This is a genomic window from Streptomyces sp. NPDC002018, from assembly GCF_042890865.1.
GTDB lineage: Bacteria > Actinomycetota > Actinomycetes > Streptomycetales > Streptomycetaceae > Streptomyces.
Genome location: NZ_JBIASO010000002.1, coordinates 233367 through 257842, shown reverse-complemented (window position 1 = coordinate 257842; position 24476 = coordinate 233367). Strand labels below are relative to the sequence as shown.

At 72.4% G+C, this 24476-nt stretch carries 23 protein-coding genes; 16 read left to right on the top strand and 7 right to left on the bottom strand.

Annotated elements, in window-relative coordinates; all coding sequences use genetic code 11:
• The first annotated feature begins 59 nt into the window (after nucleotides 1–59).
• From ACFYYH_RS04635 to ACFYYH_RS04610, 6 genes are all read left to right on the top strand, one after another.
• On the top strand, nucleotides 60–989 hold the full coding sequence (locus ACFYYH_RS04635; RefSeq protein WP_388545829.1) for a GNAT family N-acetyltransferase: 930 nt from the start codon (nucleotides 60–62) through the stop codon (nucleotides 987–989).
• Between the two features lie 175 nt (nucleotides 990–1164).
• Entirely contained in the window at nucleotides 1165–2793 is a 1629-nt protein-coding gene (locus tag ACFYYH_RS04630; protein ID WP_388546335.1) for an ABC transporter substrate-binding protein, read from the top strand.
• A 115-nt stretch (nucleotides 2794–2908) separates the two neighbouring features.
• A complete protein-coding gene (locus ACFYYH_RS04625; protein ID WP_388545827.1) occupies nucleotides 2909–3832 on the top strand; it encodes an ABC transporter permease in 924 nt (307 codons plus the stop codon).
• Nucleotides 3825–4802 carry an ABC transporter permease gene (locus ACFYYH_RS04620; RefSeq protein ID WP_388545824.1) on the top strand — a complete coding sequence of 326 codons (978 nt, stop codon included), beginning with the start codon at nucleotides 3825–3827 and terminating at the stop codon, nucleotides 4800–4802. Before ACFYYH_RS04625 ends, ACFYYH_RS04620 begins: the two co-directional genes overlap by 8 nt.
• A 12-nt stretch (nucleotides 4803–4814) precedes the next feature.
• The gene (locus ACFYYH_RS04615) at nucleotides 4815–5789 is read left to right on the top strand and encodes an ABC transporter ATP-binding protein (RefSeq protein WP_388545822.1); all 975 of its coding nucleotides are present in this window, start codon (nucleotides 4815–4817) and stop codon (nucleotides 5787–5789) included.
• Entirely contained in the window at nucleotides 5737–6822 is a 1086-nt protein-coding gene (locus ACFYYH_RS04610; protein WP_388545819.1) for an ABC transporter ATP-binding protein, read from the top strand. Before ACFYYH_RS04615 ends, ACFYYH_RS04610 begins: the two co-directional genes overlap by 53 nt.
• Nucleotides 6823–6959: 137 nt before the next feature.
• Here the strand turns inward: ACFYYH_RS04610 and ACFYYH_RS04605 are convergent, their stop codons facing one another.
• A complete protein-coding gene (locus tag ACFYYH_RS04605) occupies nucleotides 6960–9155 on the bottom strand; it encodes a prolyl oligopeptidase family serine peptidase (RefSeq protein WP_388545816.1) in 2196 nt (731 codons plus the stop codon).
• A 156-nt stretch (nucleotides 9156–9311) separates the two neighbouring features.
• Between ACFYYH_RS04605 and ACFYYH_RS04600 the strand changes: the two genes are divergently transcribed.
• The 4 genes from ACFYYH_RS04600 (at nucleotide 9312) to ACFYYH_RS04585 (ending at nucleotide 13386) form a co-directional block, all read left to right on the top strand.
• Nucleotides 9312–9506: a hypothetical protein gene (locus ACFYYH_RS04600; protein ID WP_046497980.1), complete on the top strand. Its 195-nt coding sequence runs from the start codon at nucleotides 9312–9314 to the stop codon at nucleotides 9504–9506.
• A gap of 170 nt (nucleotides 9507–9676) precedes the next feature.
• The gene (gene mshB, locus ACFYYH_RS04595; protein ID WP_388545813.1) at nucleotides 9677–10645 is read left to right on the top strand and encodes an N-acetyl-1-D-myo-inositol-2-amino-2-deoxy-alpha-D-glucopyranoside deacetylase; all 969 of its coding nucleotides are present in this window, start codon (nucleotides 9677–9679) and stop codon (nucleotides 10643–10645) included.
• Nucleotides 10642–11058: a DUF6113 family protein gene (locus ACFYYH_RS04590; RefSeq protein WP_388545811.1), complete on the top strand. Its 417-nt coding sequence runs from the start codon at nucleotides 10642–10644 to the stop codon at nucleotides 11056–11058. Before mshB ends, ACFYYH_RS04590 begins: the two co-directional genes overlap by 4 nt.
• Nucleotides 11059–11253: 195 nt before the next feature.
• Entirely contained in the window at nucleotides 11254–13386 is a 2133-nt protein-coding gene (locus tag ACFYYH_RS04585) for a hypothetical protein (protein WP_388545808.1), read from the top strand.
• Between the two features lie 151 nt (nucleotides 13387–13537).
• Here the strand turns inward: ACFYYH_RS04585 and ACFYYH_RS04580 are convergent, their stop codons facing one another.
• Together ACFYYH_RS04580 and ACFYYH_RS04575 are read right to left on the bottom strand one after the other, a co-directional pair.
• Entirely contained in the window at nucleotides 13538–14368 is an 831-nt protein-coding gene (locus ACFYYH_RS04580; protein WP_388545805.1) for a tetratricopeptide repeat protein, read from the bottom strand.
• 17 nt (nucleotides 14369–14385) lie between these two features.
• The gene (locus ACFYYH_RS04575; protein WP_388545803.1) at nucleotides 14386–15498 is read right to left on the bottom strand and encodes a GNAT family N-acetyltransferase; all 1113 of its coding nucleotides are present in this window, start codon (nucleotides 15496–15498) and stop codon (nucleotides 14386–14388) included.
• A 140-nt stretch (nucleotides 15499–15638) separates the two neighbouring features.
• Between ACFYYH_RS04575 and fdxA the strand changes: the two genes are divergently transcribed.
• A complete protein-coding gene (fdxA, locus tag ACFYYH_RS04570; RefSeq protein WP_003985062.1) occupies nucleotides 15639–15959 on the top strand; it encodes a ferredoxin in 321 nt (106 codons plus the stop codon).
• A gap of 120 nt (nucleotides 15960–16079) precedes the next feature.
• Nucleotides 16080–17192, top strand: coding sequence for a succinyldiaminopimelate transaminase (gene dapC, locus ACFYYH_RS04565; protein ID WP_388545800.1), 1113 nt, complete (start codon nucleotides 16080–16082; stop codon nucleotides 17190–17192).
• 111 nt (nucleotides 17193–17303) lie between these two features.
• On the opposite strand, the gene ACFYYH_RS04560 is transcribed toward dapC, so the two are convergent.
• On the bottom strand, nucleotides 17304–17738 hold the full coding sequence (locus ACFYYH_RS04560) for an ATP-binding protein (protein WP_388545797.1): 435 nt from the start codon (nucleotides 17736–17738) through the stop codon (nucleotides 17304–17306).
• Between the two features lie 411 nt (nucleotides 17739–18149).
• On the bottom strand, nucleotides 18150–19115 hold the full coding sequence (locus ACFYYH_RS04555) for a hypothetical protein (protein ID WP_388545794.1): 966 nt from the start codon (nucleotides 19113–19115) through the stop codon (nucleotides 18150–18152).
• A 325-nt stretch (nucleotides 19116–19440) separates the two neighbouring features.
• On the opposite strand from ACFYYH_RS04555, the gene dapE reads away from it, so the two are divergent.
• Together dapE and ACFYYH_RS04545 are read left to right on the top strand one after the other, a co-directional pair.
• Complete coding sequence (gene dapE / locus ACFYYH_RS04550; RefSeq protein WP_388545792.1) at nucleotides 19441–20520, top strand: succinyl-diaminopimelate desuccinylase; 1080 nt, start codon at nucleotides 19441–19443, stop codon at nucleotides 20518–20520.
• 91 nt (nucleotides 20521–20611) lie between these two features.
• A complete protein-coding gene (locus tag ACFYYH_RS04545) occupies nucleotides 20612–21361 on the top strand; it encodes a TIGR00730 family Rossman fold protein (protein ID WP_388545791.1) in 750 nt (249 codons plus the stop codon).
• 176 nt (nucleotides 21362–21537) lie between these two features.
• Here ACFYYH_RS04545 and folP read toward each other — a convergent pair whose 3' ends face one another.
• Nucleotides 21538–22410, bottom strand: coding sequence for a dihydropteroate synthase (folP, locus tag ACFYYH_RS04540; RefSeq protein WP_388545789.1), 873 nt, complete (start codon nucleotides 22408–22410; stop codon nucleotides 21538–21540).
• Nucleotides 22411–22489: 79 nt separating this feature from the next.
• On the opposite strand from folP, the gene ACFYYH_RS04535 reads away from it, so the two are divergent.
• Together ACFYYH_RS04535 and ACFYYH_RS04530 are read left to right on the top strand one after the other, a co-directional pair.
• Nucleotides 22490–22888: a DivIVA domain-containing protein gene (locus ACFYYH_RS04535; protein ID WP_388545786.1), complete on the top strand. Its 399-nt coding sequence runs from the start codon at nucleotides 22490–22492 to the stop codon at nucleotides 22886–22888.
• Nucleotides 22885–23466, top strand: a complete 582-nt coding sequence (locus tag ACFYYH_RS04530) for a DNA-3-methyladenine glycosylase I (RefSeq protein WP_388545784.1) — start codon at nucleotides 22885–22887, stop codon at nucleotides 23464–23466. Before ACFYYH_RS04535 ends, ACFYYH_RS04530 begins: the two co-directional genes overlap by 4 nt.
• A 117-nt stretch (nucleotides 23467–23583) precedes the next feature.
• Here ACFYYH_RS04530 and ACFYYH_RS04525 read toward each other — a convergent pair whose 3' ends face one another.
• Nucleotides 23584–24387, bottom strand: a complete 804-nt coding sequence (locus tag ACFYYH_RS04525; RefSeq protein ID WP_388545782.1) for an enoyl-CoA hydratase/isomerase family protein — start codon at nucleotides 24385–24387, stop codon at nucleotides 23584–23586.
• Between the last annotated feature and the right edge of the window lie 89 nt (nucleotides 24388–24476).

Genomic DNA, 24476 nt, shown 5'->3' with positions numbered 1-24476 from the left:
CGGGCCTGACCGCCGGAAATGCCGTTGCGTGAGCGTCCCGGCCACCGGACAGTGGGCCCATGGCTCTTTCGATACGCCCCGCCACACTCGACGACGCGCCCGCGATCCGTGATCTGCTGAACGCGATCGACACCATCGAGATCGGCCGGCCCGAGACCGATCTGAACGAAGTGGCGGCGGATCTCCGGCACCCGGAGGCGGACCTCCCGCGCAACTCCTGGCTGGCCCACGAGGACGGCGAGCTGGTCGGGTACGGACTGGTCTGGGACGACTCGGGCGCCGAGCGCATCGATATGGACCACTACGCGCTGCCCGACCACGACGGCGCGGCGGTCCGGCTGCTCGATCTCATGGAGGCCCGCGCCGCCGAGCGCGCCAGGGAGAACGGCGCGGGGCGCGCCGTCGTCCATATGCAGCTCAACACCGACCCGGTCCTGGACACCGCGCTCGTCACCGGACGCGGCTGGCAGCGCGTACGGCGGTATCACGTGATGACCCGTGAGGTGTCCCCGGAGAGCTGCCCGGTGCCCGTGCCGCCGCCGGGGGTGACCCTGCGGCCGTGCAGCGCCGAGGCCGACCGCCGGCTCGCCCACGAGCTGAGCGAGCGTACCTTCGCCGAACACTTCGACCACCAGCCCCTGACCTACCGGCAGTGGCTGGACAACCTGGACGCCGAGCGGTTCGACTGGTCCCTGGTCTGGATCGCCGCCGTCGAGGGAATGGGGGACGCGGGTCTGCTCATCACCCGCAACGACCGGGAGTCGAAGGGCTGGATCAGCAATATCGGTGTGGTCAAGGAGGCGCGCGGCCGGGGCCTCGGCGGGTATCTGCTGCACCACGCCTTCGGGGTCTTCGCCGCACTGGGCCGCGAGGTGGTCGGCCTCGGGGTGGACACCAGGAACGCCACGGGAGCGCTGAGGCTGTACGAGGCCAACGGCATGGGGCCGCACTTCTCGGTGGACACCTGGGAGATCACGCTTCCGGTGTGAGACCCGCGGTCTGACGGCCCGTCGGCGGTGCCGGCCCCCGGACGCCCCCTCATCGGGCATCCGGGGGCTTCGTGTTGCCGGGCCGCACGTACAGCCGCCATAAACATGCGGATGATCACCGCGTGGGGTGTATTGGGGGACACGGAGGACCGGCGCCCGGTGAGGAGGCATGTCGATGCGTGGAGCCGCCCAGGTCGCACGGGCCGCCTGCGCGGTGGCCGTCGCCCTCACCACGGCGTCCTGCGGCGGGGGAGCCGCCGGCGCCGCCGGGGGCCCCGACGGAGTGCTGTCCTCCTCCTGGGGCGACCCGCAGAACCCGCTGGAGCCCGCGAACACCAACGAGGTCCAGGGCGGCAAGGTCCTCGACATGATCTTCCGGGGCCTGAAGAAGTACGACCCGAGGACCGGCAGGGCGGAGAACGCCCTCGCCCAGCGGATCGACACCACGGACTCGACGCACTTCACCGTCACCGTCAAGGACGGCTGGACCTTCAGCAACGGGGAGAAGGTCACCGCGAAGTCGTTCGTGGACGCCTGGAACTACGGGGCGGACCTCAGGAACAACCAGAAGAACGCCTACTTCTTCGAGTACATCGAGGGGTACGCCCAGGTCCATCCGGCCTCGGGCCGGCCCACCGCGTCCACCCTGTCGGGCCTGCGCGTCACCGGCCCCCGGACCTTCACCGTCACGCTGTCCCAGCGCTTCTCCACCTGGCCGGACACCCTCGGGTACGCGGCCTTCGCGCCGCTGCCCCGGGCGTTCTTCGACGACCACGACGCCTGGCTCGCCCGGCCGGTCGGCAACGGCCCGTACACGGTCGAGAAGTACACCAGGGGCGCCCAGATGTCGCTGCGCACCTGGAAGGGGTATCCGGGCAGCGACAGACCGCGCAACGGCGGAGTGGATCTGCGGGTCTACACGGACGGCAACACCGCCTACACCGACCTGGTCTCCGGCAATCTCGATCTGGTCGACGACATCCCTGCCGCGCAGCTCAAGAACGTCAGGGCCGACCTCGAAGGCCGCTACATCAACACCCCCGCCGGGATCCTCCAGTCCCTGTCCTTCCCGTACTACGACCGGGCCTGGAACACCCCGGGCGCCGTCAAGGTCCGCACCGGCCTCTCCATGGCGATCAACCGTCGGCAGATCACCGAAAGGATCTTCCACGGGACCCGCACCCCCGCGACCGACTGGACCTCCCCGGTCCTCGGCGCGGCCGGCGGCTACCGGCCGGGGCTCTGCGGGCGGGCCTGCGGCTACGACCCGGCCGCGGCGAGGAGGCTGATCGCGGCCGGCGGCGGTCTTCCCGGCGGCCGGCTCACCATCACGTACAACGCCGACACCGGGTCGCACAAGGAGTGGGTGGACGCGGTCTGCAACAGCGTCAACAACGCGCTGGGCGACGACCGGGCCTGTGCCGGCAGCCCGGTCGGCACCTTCGCGGACTTCCGCAACAGAATTGCCGCGAAGAAGCTCACCGGCCCGTTCCGGGCGGGCTGGCAGATGGACTACCCGCTGATCCAGAACTTCCTCCAGCCGCTCTACTACTCCAACGGCTCGTCCAACGACGGCAGATGGACCAACGCCCGGTTCGACCGGCTGGTCAACGAGGCCAACGCAGACCCGGACACCACGACGGCGGTCCGTAAGTTCCAGCAGGCCGAGGAGGTCGTACGGGACGAGATGGCGGGGATCCCGCTCTGGTACCAGAACGGGAGCGCCGGTTACGCGGCCCGGATCTCCCATGTCGAACTGAACCCGTTCAGCGTCCCGGTCTACCCCGAGATCAGGGTCGGCTGACCCCGGCGGCCCGTCCCTTCCCCCCTTGGAACCCCGCGCCCACGACCCCCGGACCCACGACCCCCGCCCGCGCCCACGCCCCTCGGACCCACGACCCCCGGAGCAGGAGCACCTCATGGGACGTTATGTGATCCGCCGACTGCTCCAGATGATCCCCGTCTTCGTCGGCGCCACCCTGCTGATCTTCCTGATGGTCCATGTGATGGGCGACCCCGTCGCGGGACTGTGCGGCGAGAGGCAGTGCGATCCGGCGACCGAGGGCCGGCTGCGCCAGGAGTTCGGCCTCGACCGGCCGGTGTGGCAGCAGTATCTGACCTATATGGGCCATGTGTTCTCGGGCGACTTCGGGACCGCGTTCAACGGCCAGAAGGTCATCGACCTGATGGCGTCGTCCTTTCCGGTCACCATCCGGCTCACCCTGGTGGCCGTCGTCGTCGAGATCATCGTCGGGGTCGCCCTCGGGGTGGTCACGGGCCTGCGCCGGGGCCGCCCCGTCGACACCTCCGTCCTGCTGCTGACCCTGGTGGTCATCGCCGTACCGACCTTTGTCACCGGACTGCTGGCGCAGCTCGTGTTCGGCGTCAAGTGGAAGCTCGTCCAGCCGTCGGTCTCCTACGCCGCGCCGCTCGGTGAACTGCTCCTGCCCGGACTGGTGCTGGCGTCGGTCTCCCTGGCGTATGTCACCCGGCTGACCCGCGCCTCGATCGCCGAGAACGCCCGCGCCGACTATGTCCGTACGGCCGTCGCCAAGGGACTGCCCAGACACCGGGTGATCACCCGGCACCTGCTGCGCAACTCACTGATCCCGGTGGTCACCTTCATCGGCACGGACATCGGCGCGCTGATGGGCGGTGCCATCGTCACCGAGCGGATCTTCAACATCCATGGCGTGGGGTTCCAGCTCTACCAGGGCATCCTGCGCCAGAACACCCAGACCGTCGTCGGCTTCGTGACCGTGCTCGTCCTCGTCTTCCTGCTGGCGAATCTGCTGGTCGACCTCCTCTACGCCGTTCTCGACCCGAGGATCCGGTATGCCTGAACCGCAGCGCACCCGACCGAGGACCGCCGCCGCCGGGGCGGGCGCCGCCACCGCCCTCGCCGCCGACGGGGGAACCGTCCCGGAGCGGCGCCCCGCGAGCCCCGAGGGGGGCGCGCCCACCGGGCGGCCACGCGGTCTGTGGTCGGACGCCTGGCACGATCTGCGCCGCGACCCCGTCTTCCTCGTCTCGGCGCTCGTGATCGTCTTTCTGGTGGTCATCTCGGTCTGGCCGTCCCTGATCGCGAGCCGCAACCCGCTCTCCTGCGATCTGGCCCTGGCCCAGGAGGGCCCCCGGCCCGGTCATCCCTTCGGCTTCAACGGGCAGGGCTGCGACGTCTACACCCGTACGGTCCACGGCGCCAGGACCTCGGTCGTCGTCGGGGTGCTCGCCAGCCTCGGGGTCGCCGTGGCCGGCTCGGTCCTGGGCGGCCTGGCCGGCTTCTTCGGCGGGGCCTGGGACGCGGTCCTCTCCCGGATCACCGATGTGTTCTTCGCGATCCCGGTGGTGCTGGGCGGTCTCGTCCTGCTGTCCGTGGTGACCGGCTCCACCGTCTGGCCGGTGATCGGCTTCATGGTGCTGCTCGGCTGGCCGCAGATCGCCCGGATCGCGCGCGGGTCCGTCATCACGGTCGGCCGGAACGACTTCGTCCAGGCGGCCCGCGCGCTGGGCGCCTCCCCCGCGCGGATCATGGTGCGGCACATCCTGCCCAACGCCGTCGCGCCGGTGATCGTCGTGGCGACCATCGCGCTCGGTACGTTCATCGCGCTGGAGGCCACCCTCTCGTACCTCGGCGTGGGGCTCCGGCCGCCGACCGTCTCCTGGGGCATCGACATCTCCGACGCCTCGCCGTACATCCGCAACGCACCGCACATGCTGCTCTGGCCGGCCGGCGCGCTGGCGGTCACCGTGCTCGCGTTCATCATGCTCGGCGACGCGGTGCGCGACGCCCTCGACCCCAAACTGCGCTAGGGAGTCCCGCCCATGCTGCTGGACGTACGTGATCTGCGGGTGGAGTTCCGCACCCGCGACGGCGTCGCCAGGGCCGTCAACGGCGTCAGCTACGCCGTGGCGGCCGGGGAGACGCTGGCCGTGCTCGGTGAGTCTGGCTCGGGCAAGTCCGTCACCGCGCAGGCCGTCATGGGGATCCTGGACATGCCGCCCGGCCGGATCTCCGGCGGTGAGGTGTTCTTCCAGGGCCGCGATCTGCTGAAGCTCAAGGAGGAGCAGCGGCGCGGGATCCGGGGCGCCGAGATGGCGATGATCTTCCAGGACGCGCTGTCCGCGCTCAATCCCGTGCTCAGCGTGGGCACCCAGCTCGGCGAGATGTTCATCGTGCACCGGGGGATGTCCCGCCGGCGGGCGCGGGAGCGGGCCGTCGAGCTGATGGACCGGGTCGGGATCCCGGCGGCCGGGGACCGGGTGGGCGACTACCCGCACCAGTTCTCCGGCGGTATGCGCCAGCGCGTCATGATCGCGATGGCCCTCGCGCTGGAGCCCGCGCTGATCATCGCCGACGAGCCGACCACCGCGCTCGATGTGACCGTCCAGGCCCAGGTCATGGATCTGCTCGCGGAGCTGCGGCGCGAGCTGGGCATGGGACTGATCCTGATCACCCACGACCTGGGGGTGGTGGCCGATGTGGCCGACCGGATCGCGGTGATGTACGCGGGACGGATCGTGGAGACCGCCCCGGTGCGCGACCTCTACCGGGCGCCCGCCCATCCGTACACGCGCGGGCTGCTGGACTCGGTCCCGCGGCCGGACCGCAAGGGCCGGGAGCTGTACGCGATCAGGGGGCTGCCGCCGAATCTGCTGGACATCCCGCCCGGCTGCGCCTTCCACCCCCGCTGCCCGCTCGCCCGGGACGTCTGCCGGACGGACGAGCCGCCGCTCTTCGACGCCGGTGAGGGCCGGCGCAGCGCCTGCTACTTCTGGAGGGAGACGCTCGGTGGCTGAGGCCGTTCTGGAGGTCGAGGACCTGGTCAAGCACTATCCGCTGACCCGGGGTGTGCTGGTCGGGAAGCAGATCGGGGCGGTACGGGCCGTCGACGGGATCTCGTTCGGCCTGGCTCCCGGCGAGACCCTCGGCATCGTGGGGGAGTCCGGCTGCGGCAAGTCGACCCTGGCGAGAATGCTGGTGAGCCTGGAGCGGCCGACAGCCGGGCGGATCCGGTACCGGGGCGAGGACATCACCGGGCTGTCGGGGCGCGCGCTGAAGGCGGTGCGCCGCAATATCCAGATGGTGTTCCAGGATCCGTACACCTCGCTCGACCCGCGGATGACCGTCGGCGACATCGTGGGGGAGCCGTACGAGATCCATCCCGAGGTGGCGCCGAAGGGCGACCGGCGCCGGCGGGTCAGGGAACTGCTGGACGTGGTCGGGCTCAATCCGGAGTACCTCAACCGCTATCCGCACCAGTTCTCCGGGGGGCAGCGCCAGCGCATCGGCATCGCCCGCGGACTGGCCCTGCGGCCGGAGATCATCGTCGCCGACGAACCGGTCTCGGCCCTCGATGTCTCCGTCCAGGCGCAGGTCATCAATCTGATGGAGCGGCTCCAGGACGAGTTCGGGCTCTCCTATGTGTTCATCGCCCATGACCTGTCGATCGTCCGCCATATCTCCGACCGGGTCGGGGTGATGTATCTGGGGCGGCTGGCCGAGATCGGCACGGACACACAGATCTACGACCATCCGACGCACCCCTACACCCAGGCGCTGCTCTCGGCGGCGCCGCTGCCCGATCCGGCGGCGCGCGGGCACCGGGACCGGATCATCCTGGCGGGCGAGGTCCCCTCCCCGGCGCATCCTCCGTCCGGCTGCCGGTTCCGTACCCGCTGCTGGAAGGCGCGGGAGCGGTGCGCGGTGGAGGAACCGGTCCCGGAGGTCCCGGCGGCCTTCCTGGGAGAGAAGGGGCCGGCCGCCCACCCCTCGGCCTGTCATTTCGCCGAGGAGCGACGGAGCGTATCGGCCGAGGGGGGCGAAACGTAATAAAACACATCAATTTCGTTAACACGCAGGCAACTTGGCGGACCCGGCACCGATATACGAACGCGTCACGCTGAACAACGTACGGCCGTGCGGGTGCCGTAGATCGGCCGGGGCTCTGAGAGCCCCGGCCGGTCGCCTCACTCCAGGCCCAGGGACCGCTTCAGGAAGTCGACCTGGAGCAGCAGGAGATTCTCCGCGATCTGTTCCTGCGGTGTCATATGCGTCACACCGGTGAGCGGCAGTACTTCATGGGGCCGCCCGGCGGCCAGCAGTGCCGCCGAGAACCTGAGCGTGTGTGCCACCACCACATTGTCGTCCGCGAGCCCATGGATCAGCATCAGCGGGCGTACGGGGGACTGCGGCGAGGAGAGCCCGTCGTCCGTGACCAGCGAGTGCGCGTCGTACACCTCGGGGGCCTCCTGGGGGGTGCCGAGATACCGCTCCTGGTAGTGGGTGTCGTACAGCCGCAGATCGGTGACCGGGGCGCCGGAGACCGCCGCGTGGAAGACATCGGGGCGCCGCAGGACCGCCAGGGCGGCGAGATAGCCGCCGAAGGACCAGCCGCGGATCGCCACCCGCTCCAGATCGAGCGGGAACCGGTCCGCGAGGCCGTGCAGCGCCTCGATCTGATCGTCCAGGCTGAGCAGCAGATTCCGCTCGACCGCCTTCTCCCAGGCGGGCGAACGGCCCGGGGTGCCCCGGCCGTCGGCGACGATCACCGCGAACCCCTGGTCGGCGAACCACTGCGAGGTGAGATGCGGGTTCTGCGCGGCGACCACCCGCTGGCCGTGCGGACCGCCGTAGGGGTCGAGCAGCACCGGAAGCGGACCGTCCGATTCCTGGTGGCCGGTGGGCAGCAGCACCGCGCAGGGAATCCGGTGCGCGCCCGCCTCCGTGAGCCGCGGACGGGCCGTGAGCCCCGGCTTCTCCGCGTACGAGGCGATGGTGGCGAGCCGCTCGCCGCCCCTGAGGACCCGCGCGGACGACCCCGCCGTGTCCGGTACGGACGACACCAGGACGGACACCTCGCCCGCGCGGACGGCCGTGTGCACACCCGGCGCCGAGGAGACCCGTTCGACCCCCAGCTCATTGACCCGGTACACATGAATCTGGCCAATTTCCGGATCCCCCGCCGCCTCCCCGGCCGACGCCGATACCAGGACATCCCGGTCACCGATGTCCAGTACCGCGCGCGGGTGCAGCTGCGGCCCGGTCAGCGGCCGGTCGCCGACCATCAGGACCCGCGCGCCGCCCTGGTCGGCGAGCCGCACCAGCCGCCCGTCCGGAGCCCAGGCCGGCGCCCCCGGGAACAGCTCCAGCCACGCCGGATCCTCCTCCCGGTGCACGGTCCTGGTCGCGCCGGTCTCCGTGTCCACCGCCAGATAGAGCTGTTCGCGCTGGTCACGGCTCTGTGCAAGCAGCAGGGGAGCGCCCGCCGACGACCAGTGGACCCGGGCCAGATACGGGTACCGTGCCCGGTCCCAGACCACCTCCGTACGCTCCGGCGGCCCGTCGTCCGGCCCGCCGAGGGGCACCAGGAAGAGCCGTACGTCCGCGTTGGGCGTGCCCGCCGCGGGATAGGCGACCCGGGCGGGCTCCCGGTCGGGGCGGGAGGGATCGGAGATCCACCAGCGCCGCACCGGCGCGGTGTCCACCCGCGCGACCAGCAGCCGGTCCGACTCGGGCGACCACCAGTAGCCCCGGGTGCGGCTCATCTCCTCGGCCGCGATGAACTCCGCGAGACCGTAGGTGATGTCGTCGCCCTCGTCCCCCTCGTCCCCCTCGTCGCCCTCGTGCGCGCTCCGGCGGGGTCCCGCCAGCTCGCGGTCGCCCTCCCCGTCCGCGCCGGTCACCCGCAGCGCCCCCGCGGTCACATAGGCGATGTGCCGTCCGTCGGGCGCGGGCCGCGGGTCGATCACCGGTCCCGGCACGGGGAGTTGGCGCGTGGTGCCGGCGCGCAGCTCCGCCGCGTAGAGCCGTCCGGAGAGCGCGAACGCGGCCAGTTCGACTGCGCTGTCCACCGCGTAGCCGACGATGCCGCCCGCCCCCTCGCGGCTCCGCTCGCGGCGGGCCCGCTCCTCGGGCGAGAGCCGCTCCTCCGCGCCCCCCAGCAGCCCCCTGGGGTCCGCGGCGACCCGCTCCCGCCCCTCGGGTCCGGGGCCTTCGAGATCGAGCACCCAGAGGGCGTTCACGCGGTCCGTCCCCGAGGCGGAGCGGAGGAAGACCACCCGCGCTCCGTCGGGGGAGACGGTGAACGCCCGGGGGGCGCCCAGAGTGAACCGCATGGTCCTGGCGTGCCGGCGTGGGAACGAGTGCTCGTGGCTCAAGGTCATACGACCGAAACTAGTGCCCGTGCGCCCCCCTGTGCTGCCGTGCACCGACCGATGCGTACGTACGGATAGTTATGATCCGTAGCGCAAGGTGGGTAGGAATCTGCAGGCACATGCATGCCGCTCTTTCCCGACTGATATTTATGGAGGTGAACCGCCGTGGCACTCTCGATTTCGGCGGTGGTGCTGCTGGCGATCATCGTCTTCCTGCTGGTCCGGAAATCCGGGCTCAAGGCCGGTCACGCGGTGGTCTGCATGCTGCTCGGGTTCTACATCGCCAGTTCGTCCATCGCGCCCACCATCAGCGAACTGACCACGAACGTGGCGGGGATGATCGGCGGGATCAAGTTCTGACCTCCCGCTCCGGCCGCTGACCGCGGTCCCCGGCCCCGACCACGGCCGGCGCGTCCTCCGCACGCCGCCGGCCCCGCCCGACGTTTCCCGCCCGACGTTTCCTGCTCGACGCTCCCCGGCCGCCGTCCGCCGGCCGGGGAGTTCCACGGGTGGCCTCGTAGGCTGTCCCCATGACCGACCAACCCGCCCGCCGTCTGCTGCTGGTGCACGCGCACCCGGACGACGAGTCGATCAACAACGGCGCGACCATGGCCAAGTACGCGGCCGAGGGCGCCCGGGTCACCCTGGTGACCTGCACCCTCGGGGAGGAGGGCGAGATCATCCCGGCCGATCTCGCCCATCTCGCCGCCGACCGCGAGGACGGCCTCGGCACCCATCGCATCGGTGAACTCGCCGCGGCGATGCGGGAGCTGGGGGTCACCGACCACCGTTTCCTGGGCGGTCCCGGCAGATTCCGGGACTCCGGGATGATGGGCCTCCCGCAGAACGACCGCGAGAACGCCTTCTGGCACACCGAGGTCGACGAGGCCGCCGCGCATCTCGTCGAGGTGATCCGTGAGGTGCGCCCCCAGGTGCTGGTGACGTACGACCCGAAGGGCGGCTACGGCCACCCCGACCACATCCAGGCCCACCGTGTCGCCATGCGCGCCGCGGAGCTGGCGGCGCGGCGCGCGTACCGCCCCGGGTCCGGCGCCCCGCACGCGATCGACAAGATCTACTGGAACCGGGTGCCGCGTTCGGTGGCCACGGAGGGCTTCGAGCGGCTCCGCGCCGCCGGCGCCGGCTTCCCCGGGGTCGCGGAGATCGACGACATCCCGGGCGTGGTGGACGACTCGGAGATCACCGCGGCGATCGACGGAGCGCCGTACCGGGAGCGCAAGGCCGCCGCGATGCGGGCCCACGCGACCCAAATCGCCGTGGACGGGCCCTTCTTCGCGCTCTCCAACGATCTCGGCCAGCCGATCTTCGCCGCCGAGTACTACCAGTTGGCGCACGGGGTGTCCGGGGCCCCCGCGGGGGAACGCGAGAGCGATCTCTTCGCCGGAGTCGCGGAAGCCCCCGCGAACCCCGCGAACCCCGTGAACCCCGCGAACCCCGCGGCCGTCCCCGGCGCCGCGACCGACGGGGCCGGCGCATGAGTGAGCAGAAGCACTCCCATCCCGCCGACGGGCTCACGGCCCCGCCCCGGCCCGCCCGTGCCGCCGTCTACGCGGGCCTCGCCGTGCTCGGCGCCCTGGTCGCCGTCGCGGGCTCGCTCGTCCAAGGCGGCTGGTTCCCCGGCGGCTTGGTGCTGGCGCTGCTCGCCACCGCCGGGGTCTTCCTCGGCGGACTGCGCCTCACCGGTACGCAGATGGGCGTGGGAGCGCCCGCCGCGGGCTGGCTGATCGCGGCCGTCCTGCTGAGCATCGGCCGTCCGGAGGGCGACGCCGCCTTCTCCGCGGGCGTCGGACCGCTCATCTACCTGCTGGGCGGGATGGTGGTCGCTGTGATGTGTGCCACCATGTCGCGGTTGCCGCAACCGGGCACGAAGTCCGGCCGACTTGAGAGGTGACGCGCCCGTCATCCACTGAATTGCCCCTCTCCGCACGGCCCGCGAACCATAGCTTCACACGGTCGTCGGATGTCGGTCGGCGGAGGACAGTATGGTGGTGCGCGCTCCGGGCCTTCCCCTCGCCTTCGGCAATGGGGGACCTGAACAGTGAGTACCAGTAAGAACGGGCGGCGGAGCCAACCGGGAGAACCAGCTTTGAGTCGTGAAACTGACAGTTCGTCCTCCGGGCCCCAGGGGCGCGGCGGAGCCGCGTACCCCTCGGGGACACCGCCGTACGGATCCCGCCAGTATCCGTCGCCGCACCCCCGGCAGGACGCTCCGGAGGAGGCCGACACCGCGCTCGCCCCTCAGCCGGACGAGCCGAGAACCGAGACCACGCTGACCACCCGCATCCGGATCAACATCCCGGGTTCGCGGCCGATCCCGCCCGTCGTGATGCGCACGCCCGTGGGCGACAGCGACACCGCGGGCGGCCGGGGCGTCAAGGCCGTCGAGCGCACGGGCGGCGTCTCCGTACCGGAGCAGGGACGGGACAGAACGGATGCCCCGGGTGCCGAGGCCCCGGACGAGAAGCCCGCCGGGGACAAGCCCGCGAACGACTGGTTCGCGCCGCGCAGGCCCTCCAGCGGCACCGGCACGGGTACGGGTACGAGCGCGGGCATGAGCGCGGGCCTCGGCGCCAGCGGGGGCATGGGCGCGGGCGCCGCCGCCACGGGAGCGTCCGTACCGGCGCAGGCCGGCCCCGGAGCCGACCGGCGCGCGGACACCCCGTACTACGGCGACTACTCCGAGGCCCCGCAGCCGCGGTCGCACCCGGCCACGGGCGGCGGCCCGCTCGGTGATCTCCCCGGCGGCTCCGGTCTGCCGGGCCAGGGACTGCCGGGCCAGGGGACCAACGGCTTCGGGCCCGGCGGCGGCCCCACCACACCGGCGCTCGGTATCCGTCCCCCCGGCGGGCCGGGCGGGACCGGCGGTCCCAGCGGTCCGACCGCGGGACCCGTCACCGGCGGCGCCTCGCTGAGCACCCCGCCCTCGTCGCCGGGCACCCCGCCCGGGGCGGGCCAGGGCGGTGCGCGGCGGATGTCCGACGACACGGCGGAGCTGACCCCGCAGCAGCACGCGCCCGAGCCCGGCCCCGGCGGCCATGTCTCCGGCGACACGCTGACCAGCGGCATCCCCGTGGTGCCGCCGGAGCACCGCTCGCCGTTCCCGGGCTCCGGCCCGCACACCGACCAGGGTCCCGGGCCCGGCGGCCCCGGCTCCCAGGACCAGGACTTCTCGGCGCCGGACTTCCCCGGTGCCGTCGGCTCCACGAAGGGCGGCGGGCCCGCACCGGCCGCCCCCGCGCGGTCCTCGGCCCCGGCGGCCCCCGCCCCCGTCAAGAAGGGCCGCTCCAAGCTGGCGCTGCTTCTTGTCGCCGCCCTGGTGGCGGGCGGCGGTGTGTACGGCGCGGGCCTGCTCATGAACCACTCCGACGTACCGAAGGGCACCACCGTCCTCGGCGTCGACATCGGCGGCGGCACCCGTGACGCGGCGGTCATCAAGCTCGACGCCGCACTCGGTGAGCGGGCCACCGCGCCGCTGCTGCTCAGCGTCGGCGGCAAGACCGAGGAGCTCTCCCCGGACAAGGCGGGTCTCGGGCTGGACAGCCAGGCGACCGTCCGTGCCGCGGCCGGCAGCGACTACAACCCGGTCTCGGTGATCGGCTCGCTCTTCGGCGGCGAGCGGATCGCCCAGCCGGTGATCCCCGTCGACGAGGAGAAGCTCAGCGTCGCGCTGACCGATCTGGCCGGTGTCTCGGGGTCGGCCACCGAGGGAACGATCAAGTTCGAGCCGGGCCGCGCCGTCGCCGTACCGGGCAAGTCGGGCCAGGCGCTGGACGTCAGCCACTCGATCATCTCGGTACGGGACGCCTATCGCGCCCAGGTCCAGACGGGCCGTGCCAACCCCGTCGAGCTGCCGGTGGCCCAGCGCGATCCGACGATCACCCAGGCGGAGCTGGACCGGGCGATGAACGAGTTCGCCAAGCCCGCGATGTCCGACCTGGTCACGATCAAGGCCGGGGGCAAGCAGATCCAGTTCGGCCCCGCCAGGTCGCTGCCGAAGATCCTCTCGATGAAGGCGATCGACGGGCGGCTGGTCGAGGTCTACGACAAGAAGGCCATCGAGGAGCTGCTGGAAGGCGTCTTCGACGGCATCACGATCACCAAGGGGGACGGCAAGGAGCACCCCGTCTCCGCCGACGATGTCGCCCAGGCGATGCAGAAGGCGCTGCTCGGCACGACACCCGCCGAGCGCACCCAGGTGATCGATCTCGACCCCAGCTAGGGCCTCTCGGTCGGGACACGGCACAGATGACACGGAGCCCCCCGCTCTCGGGCGGGGGGCTCCGTGCCGTCTGTGCTGTCTGTGCTGTCTGTGCTGTCTGTGCTGTCTGTCGTCGTTCGAGGTGTTCGTGGTGTTCGTGGTGTTCGTGCTCTCAGTTGAGCATCGCCCGCGCCGCCCGTGCCCGGCGGCGGATCGCCTCCGCCGTCGACGGCTCGACCGCCGCGACCACCCGCGCGTACTCCTCCAGCTCCGTCGCCCCCTGGAGGAACTCCCCGCGCTGTACGAGGAGCTGGGCCCGGTCGTAACGGAGTCTGGCCGGGTGGGCGGGCAGCAGCAGGGAGAGTTCGACCGCCCACAGCGCCACATCGGTGCGCTCGGGCCGCGTCGCCGCCCAGGCGCGGATGTTGTTCAGGACGCGCAGGACGATGTCGAGGGGATCGGCCGGGGCGAAGAGGGCGTCCTCCGGCGGCCCGCCCGTCGCCTCGCCCACCAGCCGCGCCGTGTCCGCGCCGGTCAGCAGCCGCCCGCCGGCGAAGGGGTCGGCCAGGATCCGTTCGCCGGGATCGCCGAAGCCGACCACGAAATGGCCGGGCAGGGCCACCCCGTGCACCGGGGCCCCGGCCCGTCGCGCGACCTCCATCCAGACCACGGAGAGCAGGATGGGCAGCCCGCGCCGCCGGCGCAGCACCACCGGCAGGAGCGAGGAATCGAGCCGCTGGTACTCGGCGGGGGAGCCCTCGAAACCGCACCGCTCGCCGAGCAGCTCCGCCAGCGCGACGGCCCAGGCACGCGCGCCGAGGACACCGAAGGGCAACAGCCCCGCCAGCCGGTCCAGTTCGGCCTGGGCGGCGTCGATACCGGCCTCGCCCAGGGCGGGGTCCGCCTCCGCGCCCACCAGAAGACAGAGCGTGGCCAGGTCGGGACGGTCCGCTCGGGCCTCCAGGGCGAAGCGCCCGCGCGGATGGTCGGATTCCGGTCGCATATCGGCCTCGTACCCGCTCAGGGGGATCGGAAGTGGTGGTAGCGGTGGTGGACGGCGAAGCCCATCCCGTCGTACAGCGCGCGGGCCCCGTCGTTGTCCGACTCCACCTGGAGCCAGGCGGCCGACGCGCCCTCCTCCAGCGCGCGCCGGGCGAGCGCGGTCATCACGGCCGTCGCCAGCCCCTGGCGACGGTGGGCCGGATCGACCTCCACCGCCATGAATCCCGCCCAGCGTCCGTCGACCACACAGCGGCCGATGGCCGCGGGAATGTCCGCCGTCCCGGGTACCGAGGCGAACCACACAGAAGGGCCGCTGCCCAGTACGTGGAGCACATGGGGGCCGGGCACACTCGACCGCTGGTAACGCTGGAGCCAGCCGGTGGCCGCTTCGACGGAGCGGTCGAGCCGTACGCGGGAGACGGCGGCGTCGGCCGCGGCAGCGGTGCCGGCCGGATCGGCGGCACCGGCGGTACCGGTGGCCGGGTCCCCGAGCGGCGCGAGCGCCCCGATCCGTACCTCCGCGGTCACCTCCGGGCGCCAGCCGCGCCGCTCCAGCTCCGCGCACAGCCGCTCCTGGGTCCCCTTCGCACCGTTCGCGGCCTGCACATACGCGGGCAGCCCCCGCTCCCCGTACCACTGCCGTACGCGCTCCAGCGCCTCGTCCAGCGGCACCCCCGGGTCACCGAGCGGCAGGGCGGAGTTGGCCCGCCGGGTGAAGCCAGCCCTGCGCCGCGGCGCGGCCCCGGCGGGTGGGCCCCCGTCCGGCTCCGGGACCGGCGCGGCAGCGGCCCGCAGCAGCCATCCGCCGAGCGGCTCGCTCTCCACCGGCTGCCAGGCGCGGGCGCCGACCCGTGTCAGCTCCTCGAAGTCCGCCGCGGGCCCCCGGCGCCTGGCCGGTGCCTCCGGCACGACCTTCCCCGCGACCAGGGCCGACTCGGGGACCTCGACGCTCTCACCGGTACGGCGTGTGATCAGCAGCACACCTTTGTCCCACGATGTGAGAACGCCGACCGTGTCGGTGAACTTCTCGGTCCCCGCGCCGCCCTCCACCATCTGTCTGACTGATACACGTTTGCCCACGTCAGCCGGGGTCAGCCGGACCCGGAGCCGTCCGCCCGCAGTGAATTCCACAGCTCTGTCCGCCCCTCCTGTTCGGATCGTGCTCAAGAACGGAGATACTAGATGCGGGCATCGACGACGCCGCGCTCCCGCGCGCCCGTGGACGGAGCCGCAGATCGGCCCGCCGCGCCCTATCGAGGAGGAACGACAGCGTGACCTACGTCATCGCGCAGCCTTGTGTCGACGTCAAGGACAAGGCGTGCATCGAGGAGTGCCCGGTCGACTGCATCTACGAGGGCTCCCGGTCCTTGTACATCCACCCGGACGAATGCGTCGACTGTGGAGCCTGTGAGCCGGTCTGCCCGGTCGAGGCCATCTTCTACGAGGACGACACCCCGGAGGAGTGGAAGGACTACTACAAGGCGAACGTCGAGTTCTTCGACGAGCTCGGTTCGCCCGGCGGTGCTTCCAAGCTCGGCCTGATCGAGCGTGACCACCCCTTCATCGCCGCGCTGCCGCCCCAGAACGGCTGACAGCGCGCCTCCCGGTCCCGTACGGCGCGTGCCGTACGGGACCGGGGTGTTTCCGAACCCGGCGCTGTTTCCGAACCCGGCGCGGACCCGGTACGAGCGCGTACGAGAAAGAGTGAGCACGTGTCCCCAGTCTCTTCGAGCCTTCCCCTCTTCCCCTGGGACAAGCTGGAGCCTCACAAGGCGCGGGCCACGGCTCACCCGGACGGGATCGTCGACCTGTCCATCGGCACCCCCGTCGACCCGGTCCCCGAGCTGATCCGGCGGGCGCTGATCGGGGCCGCCGACTCACCCGGGTATCCGACGGTGTGGGGCACGGTCGCGCTGCGCGACGCGCTGACCGGCTGGGTGGAGCGCAGGCTCGGCGCGCGCGGGGTCACCCACGCGAACGTACTGCCGGTGCTCGGCTCCAAGGAGCTGGTGGCCTGGCTGCCGACGCAGCTCGGCCTCGGCGCGGGCGACCGGGTCGCGCATCCGCGCCTCGCGTACCCCACGTACGAGGTGGGCGCGCGGCTCGCCGGCACCGAGCCCGCTCCGTACGACATGGAGGCCTTCGCGGCCGACCCCGCGAGCGCCGGGCTGGAGGACGTGAAGCTCCTCTGGCTGAACTCGCCGTCGAACCCGACCGGAGCGGTGCTGGCCAAGGACGCGCTCGCCCGGATCGTGGCCTGGGCGCGGGAGCACGGGGTGCTGGTCTTCAGCGACGAGTGCTATCTGGAGCTGGGCTGGGAGGCCGAGCCGGTGTCCGTCCTGCACCCGGATGTCAGCGGCGGTACGTACGAGGGGATCGTCGCCGTCCACTCGCTCTCCAAGCGCTCCAATCTCGCCGGATACCGCGCCGCGTTCGCTGCGGGTGACGCGGCCGTCCTCGGCGAGCTGCTCCAGGTCCGCAAGCACGGCGGGATGATGACCCCCGCGCCCGTGCAGGCGGCGACGGTGGCGGCGCTCGGTGACGACACCCATGTACGGGAACAGCGTGCGCGGTACGCCGCCCGCCGCGCCGCGCTGCGCGCCGCGCTGGAGGCGCACGGCTTCCGTATCGACCACAGCGAGGCCAGCCTCTATCTGTGGTCGACCCGCGACGAGCCGTGCTGGGACACCGTGGCGCACCTCGCGGAGCTGGGCATCCTGGTCGCCCCCGGCGACTTCTACGGTCCCGCGGGCGCGCGCCATGTGCGGGTGGCGCTGACGGCCACCGACGAGCGCGTGGACGCGGCGGTCAAGCGGCTGGGCTGAGACGGGACGGGGACGGGGAGGGCCCGGGGAGCTGCTGCTCCCCGGGCCCTCCCCGTACACCCCACACACCTCTGCGGTATCTGTGTGCTCCGCGCCTACGCGCGGGGCGTGTCAGCCGCCGATCGGCAGTCCGCCGACCGGCAGACCGCCCACGAGGGCCCCGGTCGGGGCCGCCCCGGTGGTGCTCGTGGCGGTCGAGGCGGTGTCGCCCACCACCGCACCGGCGCTTCCCGCGGTGTCACCGGCCACCTTCTGAACGGCGGGGGTCGCCGTCTTGCCGACCGCGCCGACGGTCCTGCCCGCCGCGGGGACGCCCTTCTTGACGGCCTTGCTGCCGAGGTCGCCCGCCACATCGGTGGTCTGCCGCGCGCCGCGGTCCACGGTGCTGCCCACGGCGGCACCGTCGAGCGCGCTCACCGCGCCCAGGTCGGGGGTCTGCGGCAGCGCCGCCGCGCTCGCACTGCCGGCCGCACCGACCACGGGGGCTGCGCCGGCGGCGACGAGCAGCGCGGCACGGGCGATCCGACGGGTCAGGGGGAGGGTCATGATGCTCCTTCGACGGGAGGGAAACAGTGCTTGTCCGGCGATCGGACGTCATGACAACCCCCCGAGGGGCGACGGAAGTTGCGGCGCGCCAGGGTAAAGAATTGGTAACGCGTCGTATTGTCGGTGAGGGGCGAAAGCGGGCAAAAGCGGGTGTCCCGCAGTGTCCGGCGAACCGTCACTTCCCTGTTCCCGCAAGGGTTGTGGCACAGGGGGTCGGTGGTGCCGAATCATCGGAAGAGATGCCGTCGGAAGAGCGGACGACTCGTCCGTCCGGGTGGTCGGCCGTACTGCTGAGCGATAAGCGATATCGCCCGGTATGCCGGACTGCCCGGAGGCGGGCAGATGCCTCGGCGCGGGAGCGGCGCAGCGCGGGAGGGGTTCAGAGCGGGAGGGGCTCAGCGCGGGAGGGGTTCAGCGCGCGGTGCGCATCCTGACCTCGTCCGTGGCCGTGCCGGGGGCGTCCGAGCGCCGCCAGCCCCGGTCCGCCTCCTTCGCGCTCCACACCCGGCCCGCGTAGGAGACCTCGTCGATCCGCAGGACGGCGGACTGCGCCACCGCCCAGTGCGCCAGCTCCCAGCCGCGCCGCGACGACGGGCCCCCGCCCGCACGGCCGCCGCGCGAACCGGTGTCCGCGGTCGTGTCCGCGGTGTCGGTGCCGGTCGTCGCGGACACGGGCACGGACACCTCGGCGCCCGAGCCGGCGGACCGTACCCCGGCGCCGAAGGAGCGCTCCAGGGCGGCCCGTACCCGCGCCGGATCGCCCGGCGTCGCGGCACTCGGCACGGAACAGGTCAGCGAGGCCGCGGACCGGCCGGTGAGCGCCGCCGCGAGCAGCGCGGCGTCCGGCTCGTGCTTCGCGTACGCCTGCGGGAAGCCGCTGCGCTGGACCCGCTGGGCCGCCTCGGTGAGCGGCAGCCGGGAGTAGCCGGGGACCTCGACGAGATGGTCGTAGAACTGTCCCGCCGAGTAGACCGGATCGAGGATCTCCTTCGGCGTGCCCCAGCCCTTCGAGGGACGCTGCTGGAAGAGGCCGAGCGAATCGCGGTCGCCGTGGTTCAGATTGCGCAGCGCGGACTCCTGGAGGGCCGTCGCCAGCGCGATCGTGACCGCGCGCTCGGGCAGCCCCCGGGTGGTGCCCACCGCGGAGATCGTCGCCGCGTTCGCTGCCTGTTCCGGGCTCATCTCGTAGACCGGACCGCTGTCGCCCCCACCGCTGTCGCCCTCCGCGTCCGTGGCCCGGACCACACACCGGGGAGGGCCCCCGCCGCCGGACAGGTACTGCACCGCCAGATACCCGGCCAGGGCCAGCAGTACGGCGAGAGCGGCGGCGATCCGCAGGAGGCGGCCGCGCCGGGCGGGGGAAGCGGTCTCGGACACGCGCCCACCGTACTGGAGTCGGATCACCTCCACCGGCGCCGGATCCCGGGAGCCGCCGCCCTGATCGCCGCCCCGCCGCCGCCCGGATCGCCGCCCCGCCGGCCCGGGACCACCGCCCCGGCGACCCGGGACCACCGCCCCGCCGGCCCCGGGTCGCCGCCCCGGGCCGCCACCCCCTCCGCCGGCCCCGGACCACCCCTGCCGGGACCGGGGTCCCGGGCATGCACGGTGCCCGGCACCATGGGTGCCCACCCCATGGGGCGGGCGGTCACGGGCCGGATATCCACGGGCCGGACATCCATAAGCGGTGGATTAGGGTCGCACCATGTCTGAGAACGTGCTGGACCTCACTCTGGACGGCCCGCGGCTCACCGCTCGCCTGGTCGACTTCCCCTCGGTCAGCGGCGACGAGAAGCCGCTCGCCGACGCGATCGAGCAGGCGCTGCGTACCCTGCCCCATCTCACCGTCGACCGGCACGGCAACAACGTCGTCGCCAGGACCCGGCTGGGACGGGACGAGCGCATCATCCTGGCCGGTCATATCGACACCGTCCCGATCGCCGGCAATGTGCCCTCGCGCCTGGACGAGGACGGGATGCTGTGGGGCTGCGGCACCAGCGACATGAAGTCCGGGGTGGCCGTCCAGCTCCGTATCGCCGCGACGGTCCCCGAGCCCAACCGCGATCTCACCTTCGTCTTCTACGACAACGAGGAGGTCGACGCGGACCGCAACGGTCTCGGACATGTGGCGCAGGCCCACCCCGACTGGCTGGAGGGCGATTTCGCCCTGCTGCTGGAGTCGTCCGACGGGGAGGTCGAGGGCGGCTGCCAGGGCACGCTGCGGATCCTTCTCCGTACCACTGGGGAGCGCGCACACTCCGCGCGGAGCTGGATGGGCTCCAACGCCATTCACGCCGCCGCGCCGATCCTGGAACGCCTTGCCGCCTACGAGGCGCGCCGGCCCGTGATCGACGGCCTGGAGTACCGGGAAGGGCTCAACGCCGTACGGATCGAGGCCGGTGTCGCCAACAACGTCATTCCCGACGCCTGCACGGTCACGGTCAACTACCGCTATGCCCCGGACCGCAGCGCGGAGGAGGCCCTCGCACATGTCCATGAGGTCTTCGCCGGCTGCGGAGTGACGGAGTTCGTCGTGGACGACCACTCGGGAGCGGCGCTGCCCGGTCTCTCGCACCCGGCCGCCGCCGCCTTCATGGCCGCCGTGGGCGGTACGGCGCGGCCCAAGTTCGGCTGGACGGATGTCTCGCGGTTCGGCGGTCTCGGGGTGCCCGCGGTCAACTACGGTCCCGGGAACGCGCTGCTCGCCCACAAGCGCGACGAGCGGGTGGCCGTCGAGCGGATCACTCACTGCGAGGAGCGCCTGCGCGACTGGCTCACCAAGTGACGGTCTGATCGTCCGCCGGAATTTCGCCGTTTGTCACGCCCAGGGACCTACCCTTGCCCAGAACAACGCACAGCGGCGGAGGGAGCGGGTCATGGGCATGCCTGACGGAGCGCGGAAGCCTGAGGAACAGCGGCTCGGACCGGTGATCCGCAGACGGGAGCAGGTGCAGCCCGGTACGACCGATCAGCGGCTGCTGGACACCGAGGGCGACTCGGAGTGGGTGCACACCGACCCCTGGCGGGTGATGCGCATCCAGTCGGAGTTCGTCGAGGGCTTCGGCGCGCTCGCCGAACTGCCCAGCGCCATCAGTGTCTTCGGCTCCGCGCGCACCCCGGTCGGCTCCCCCGAGTACGAGGCGGGCACCCGGATCGGCGCGGCGCTCGTCGACGCCGGCTTCGCGGTGATCACGGGCGGCGGCCCCGGCGCGATGGAGGCCGCGAACAAGGGGGCCCGGGAGGCGGAGGGGATCTCCGTGGGGCTGGGGATCGAGCTGCCCTTCGAACAGGGACTCAATCCGCATGTCGACATCGGTGTGAACTTCCGCTACTTCTTCGTCCGCAAGACCATGTTCGTGAAGTACGCGCAGGGCTTCGTGGTGCTGCCGGGCGGCCTCGGCACGCTGGACGAACTGTTCGAGGCGCTCACCCTGGTCCAGACCCGCAAGGTGACCCGCTTCCCGATCGTGCTGTTCGGCACGGCGTACTGGGGCGGGCTCGTCGAATGGCTGCGGGACACCGTGGTCGCGCAGGGCAAGGCGTCGGAGAAGGACCTGCTGCTGTTCCATGTCACGGACGACGTGGACGAGGCGGTCGCCCTGGTCACCAAGGAAACGGGCAAGTAACGGGCAAGTAGGGCACAGCGGGCGGGCGCGGAGGCGGCTCGTCGGTGCCTCGGTACGGAGGCGGCCCCTTGGTACCTCGGTACGGAGGCGGCGGCCCCGCCCCGCTTCGGTGGGGAGGCGGCCTCTCGCCCCCTGTCTTCCCGCCACCCCCGGCGGGCGGCGGGCCGGGCCGCCGGTCAGGCCAGGCCCCTGCGGGCCACCTTCGGGGGGCGGTGACCGGCGATGGCCGCCACCATGTCCACCACCTGCCGGGTCTCCGCCACCTCGTGGACCCGGTAGATCCGGGCCCCGAGCCACGCGGACACCGCCGTCGTCGCCAGGGTGCCGATCAGCCGCTCCTTGACCGGCCTGTCGAGCGTCTCGCCGACGAAGTCCTTGTTGGACAGCGAGACCAGCACCGGCCAGCCGGTCTCCGCCATCTCGCCCAGCCTGCGGGTCGCCTCCAGCGAGTGCCGGGTGTTCTTGCCGAAGTCGTGCCCGGGGTCGATGACGATCCCGTCCCGGCGCACGCCCAGCTCCAGGGCGCGCTCCGCCAGTCCCCGCGTCACGCGCAGGATGTCCGCCATCACATCGTCGTAGGCGACCCGGTGCGGCCGGGTCCTGGGCTCGGCCCCGCCCGCGTGCGTACAGACCAGCCCCGCGCCGTACCGGGCGGCGACCTCGGCGAGCTTCGGGTCCACGCCGCCCCACGCGTCGTTGATCAGATCGGCGCCCGCCTCGCAGACCGCCTCGCCCACGTCGTGCCGCCAGGTGTCGACGCTGATCACCACGTCCGGATGGCGGCGGCGCACCTCGGCGACGAAACCGACCGTACGGCGTGCCTCCTCCGCCGCCGTGACCTCCGCCCCGGGCCCCGCCTTCACCCCGCCGATGTCGATGATCGCGGCGCCCTCGGACACCGCGCGCTCCACCCGGTCGAGGGCCGGCTCGTCGCGGAAGGACGCGCCCTGGTCGTAGAAGGAGTCCGGGGTCCGGTTGACGATCGCCATGATCACCGGCTCGTACGGGTCGAATTCCCGCCGTCCCAGCCGCAGAGTTCCGCCGCGCATCCCCTGTGTCCTCCTCGCGTTCGCTCGCCTGCGACCTTAGGCCCTGTCCCGCGGCCGGTCGGAACCCGACCGCCTTCCCATGGCACGATCGGCACCGGACGTTTTCCTGCCAGGGGAGAAGCTCGTGTTCTTGTTCTTGCTCATCGCGATGGTCGTGGTCGTCGCCGCGGTCACGCTCGCGGTCATCGGCGGCGGAGACCAGCCGGTCCTGCCGGAGGCCGCGCCCGACCGGCTGGTGGACCCCCTGCCCATGGCCCGTCCCGTCGGCCGCGCCGATGTCGAGGCGCTCCGGCTGCCGCTCGGTCTGCGCGGCTACCGGATGGCCGAGGTGGACGATGTGCTCGGCCGGCTCGGCGCGGAGCTGGCGGAGCGGGACGCGCGGATCGCGGAGCTGGAGGCCGCCCTCGCCGGGGTCCAGGCGACGGCGGTCTCCTCTCCCGACCTGTTCAAGAAGCCGGGAGAGGAGAGCGGCCGATGAGCGCCGGCGTCGTCGTGGCGGGGCAGGACGGGCGGCTGCGCTGCCCGTGGGGGCTCTCCACGGAGGACTATGTCGCGTACCACGACTCCGAGTGGGGCAGGCCGGTACGCGGCGACGACGCGCTCTTCGAGCGGCTGAGCCTGGAGGCCTTCCAGTCGGGTCTGTCCTGGATCACGATCCTGCGCAGGCGTGAGGGGTTCCGCGCGGCGTTCGCCTCCTTCAAGATCGCGTCCGTGGCCGAGTTCACCGAGGCGGACCGCGAGCGGCTGCTCGCCGACCCGGGGATCATCCGCAACCGCGCCAAGATCGACGCGACCCTCGCTAACGCGCGCGTCCTGGCGGACTGGCCCGCCGGAGAGCTGACCACGCTGATCTGGTCCCACGCCCCCGACCCGGCCCGGCCGGCCCCCCGGACGACGGCCGACGTCCCCGGGGTCACGGACGGGTCCACGGCGCTGGCGAAGGACCTGAAGAAGCGCGGTATCCGCTTCGTGGGACCCACCACGGCCTATGCCCTCATGCAGGCCTGCGGTCTGGTCAACGACCATCTGGCCGCCTGCGAGTTCCGCACCCCCTGACGGGGACGCCCGCGGGGCGCGCCCGGCCGCTCACGGGCCCGCCGCACCCCCCTCGCAGACCGCCCCGACCGCCCGGACCCGCGCCGGTCGCGCCGCCCACCCCGGCCGCCCCGGCCGTCAGCGGCCCACGTACGTCGGCTTCTCCTTCGCGAGGAACGCCCGCACCGCGATCGCGTGGTCCTCCGACGCGCCCGCCCTGGTCTGGAGTTCGTCCTCCTTCTCCAGCGTCCGCGCCAGCGGGTGCGCCGCGCCGTACGCCAGGGACTCCTTCAGCGCCGCGTACGCGAGCGTGGGGCCCGAGGCGAGGGCACGGGCCGTCGCCGCCGCCTCGGCCGGGAGATCGGCCGCGGGCACCAGCTTGCCGACGAGGCCCAGCTCGCACGCCTCCGCGGCCTTGACCGAGCGCGGGAACAGCAGCAGATCGGTCGCCCGGCCGCGGCCGACCAGCCGGGGCAGCGTCCAGGAGACGCCGGAGTCCGCGGTCAGCGCCACCCCCGCGAACGCGGTGTTGAACGACGCCGTGTCCGCCACCACCCGGTAGTCGGCCGCCAGCGCGAAGCCGAGACCCGCGCCCGCCGCGACCCCGTTGACCCCCGCCACCACGGGCTTGGGCATCTCGGTGATCGCCCGCAGGATCGGGTTGTAGTGCTCCCGTACGGTGCTCATGGTGTCCCCGGAGCCGCTCTCACGGTCCGCCGCGAGCAGGGCCGTGTGCTCCTTGAGGTCCTGCCCCACACTGAACGCCCGGTCGCCCGAGGCGGTCAGCAGGACACCCCGTACCCCGTCGTCGGCGGCGGCGGCCCGCAGCGCGTCCCTGAGGGCGACCTTGGCCTCGACGTTCAACGCGTTCATGGCCTCGGGCCGGTTGATCGTGATCGTTGCCAGTCCGTCGGTCACGTCGTAGAGCACGGTGTCGGCCATGATCGGGTCCCCTTCGCGGCTCGGGCAGTCCTGTCGGGCCCCAGCATGGCGGAGATCACCGCGACGGGCATGTGACCTGCGTCTAAGAA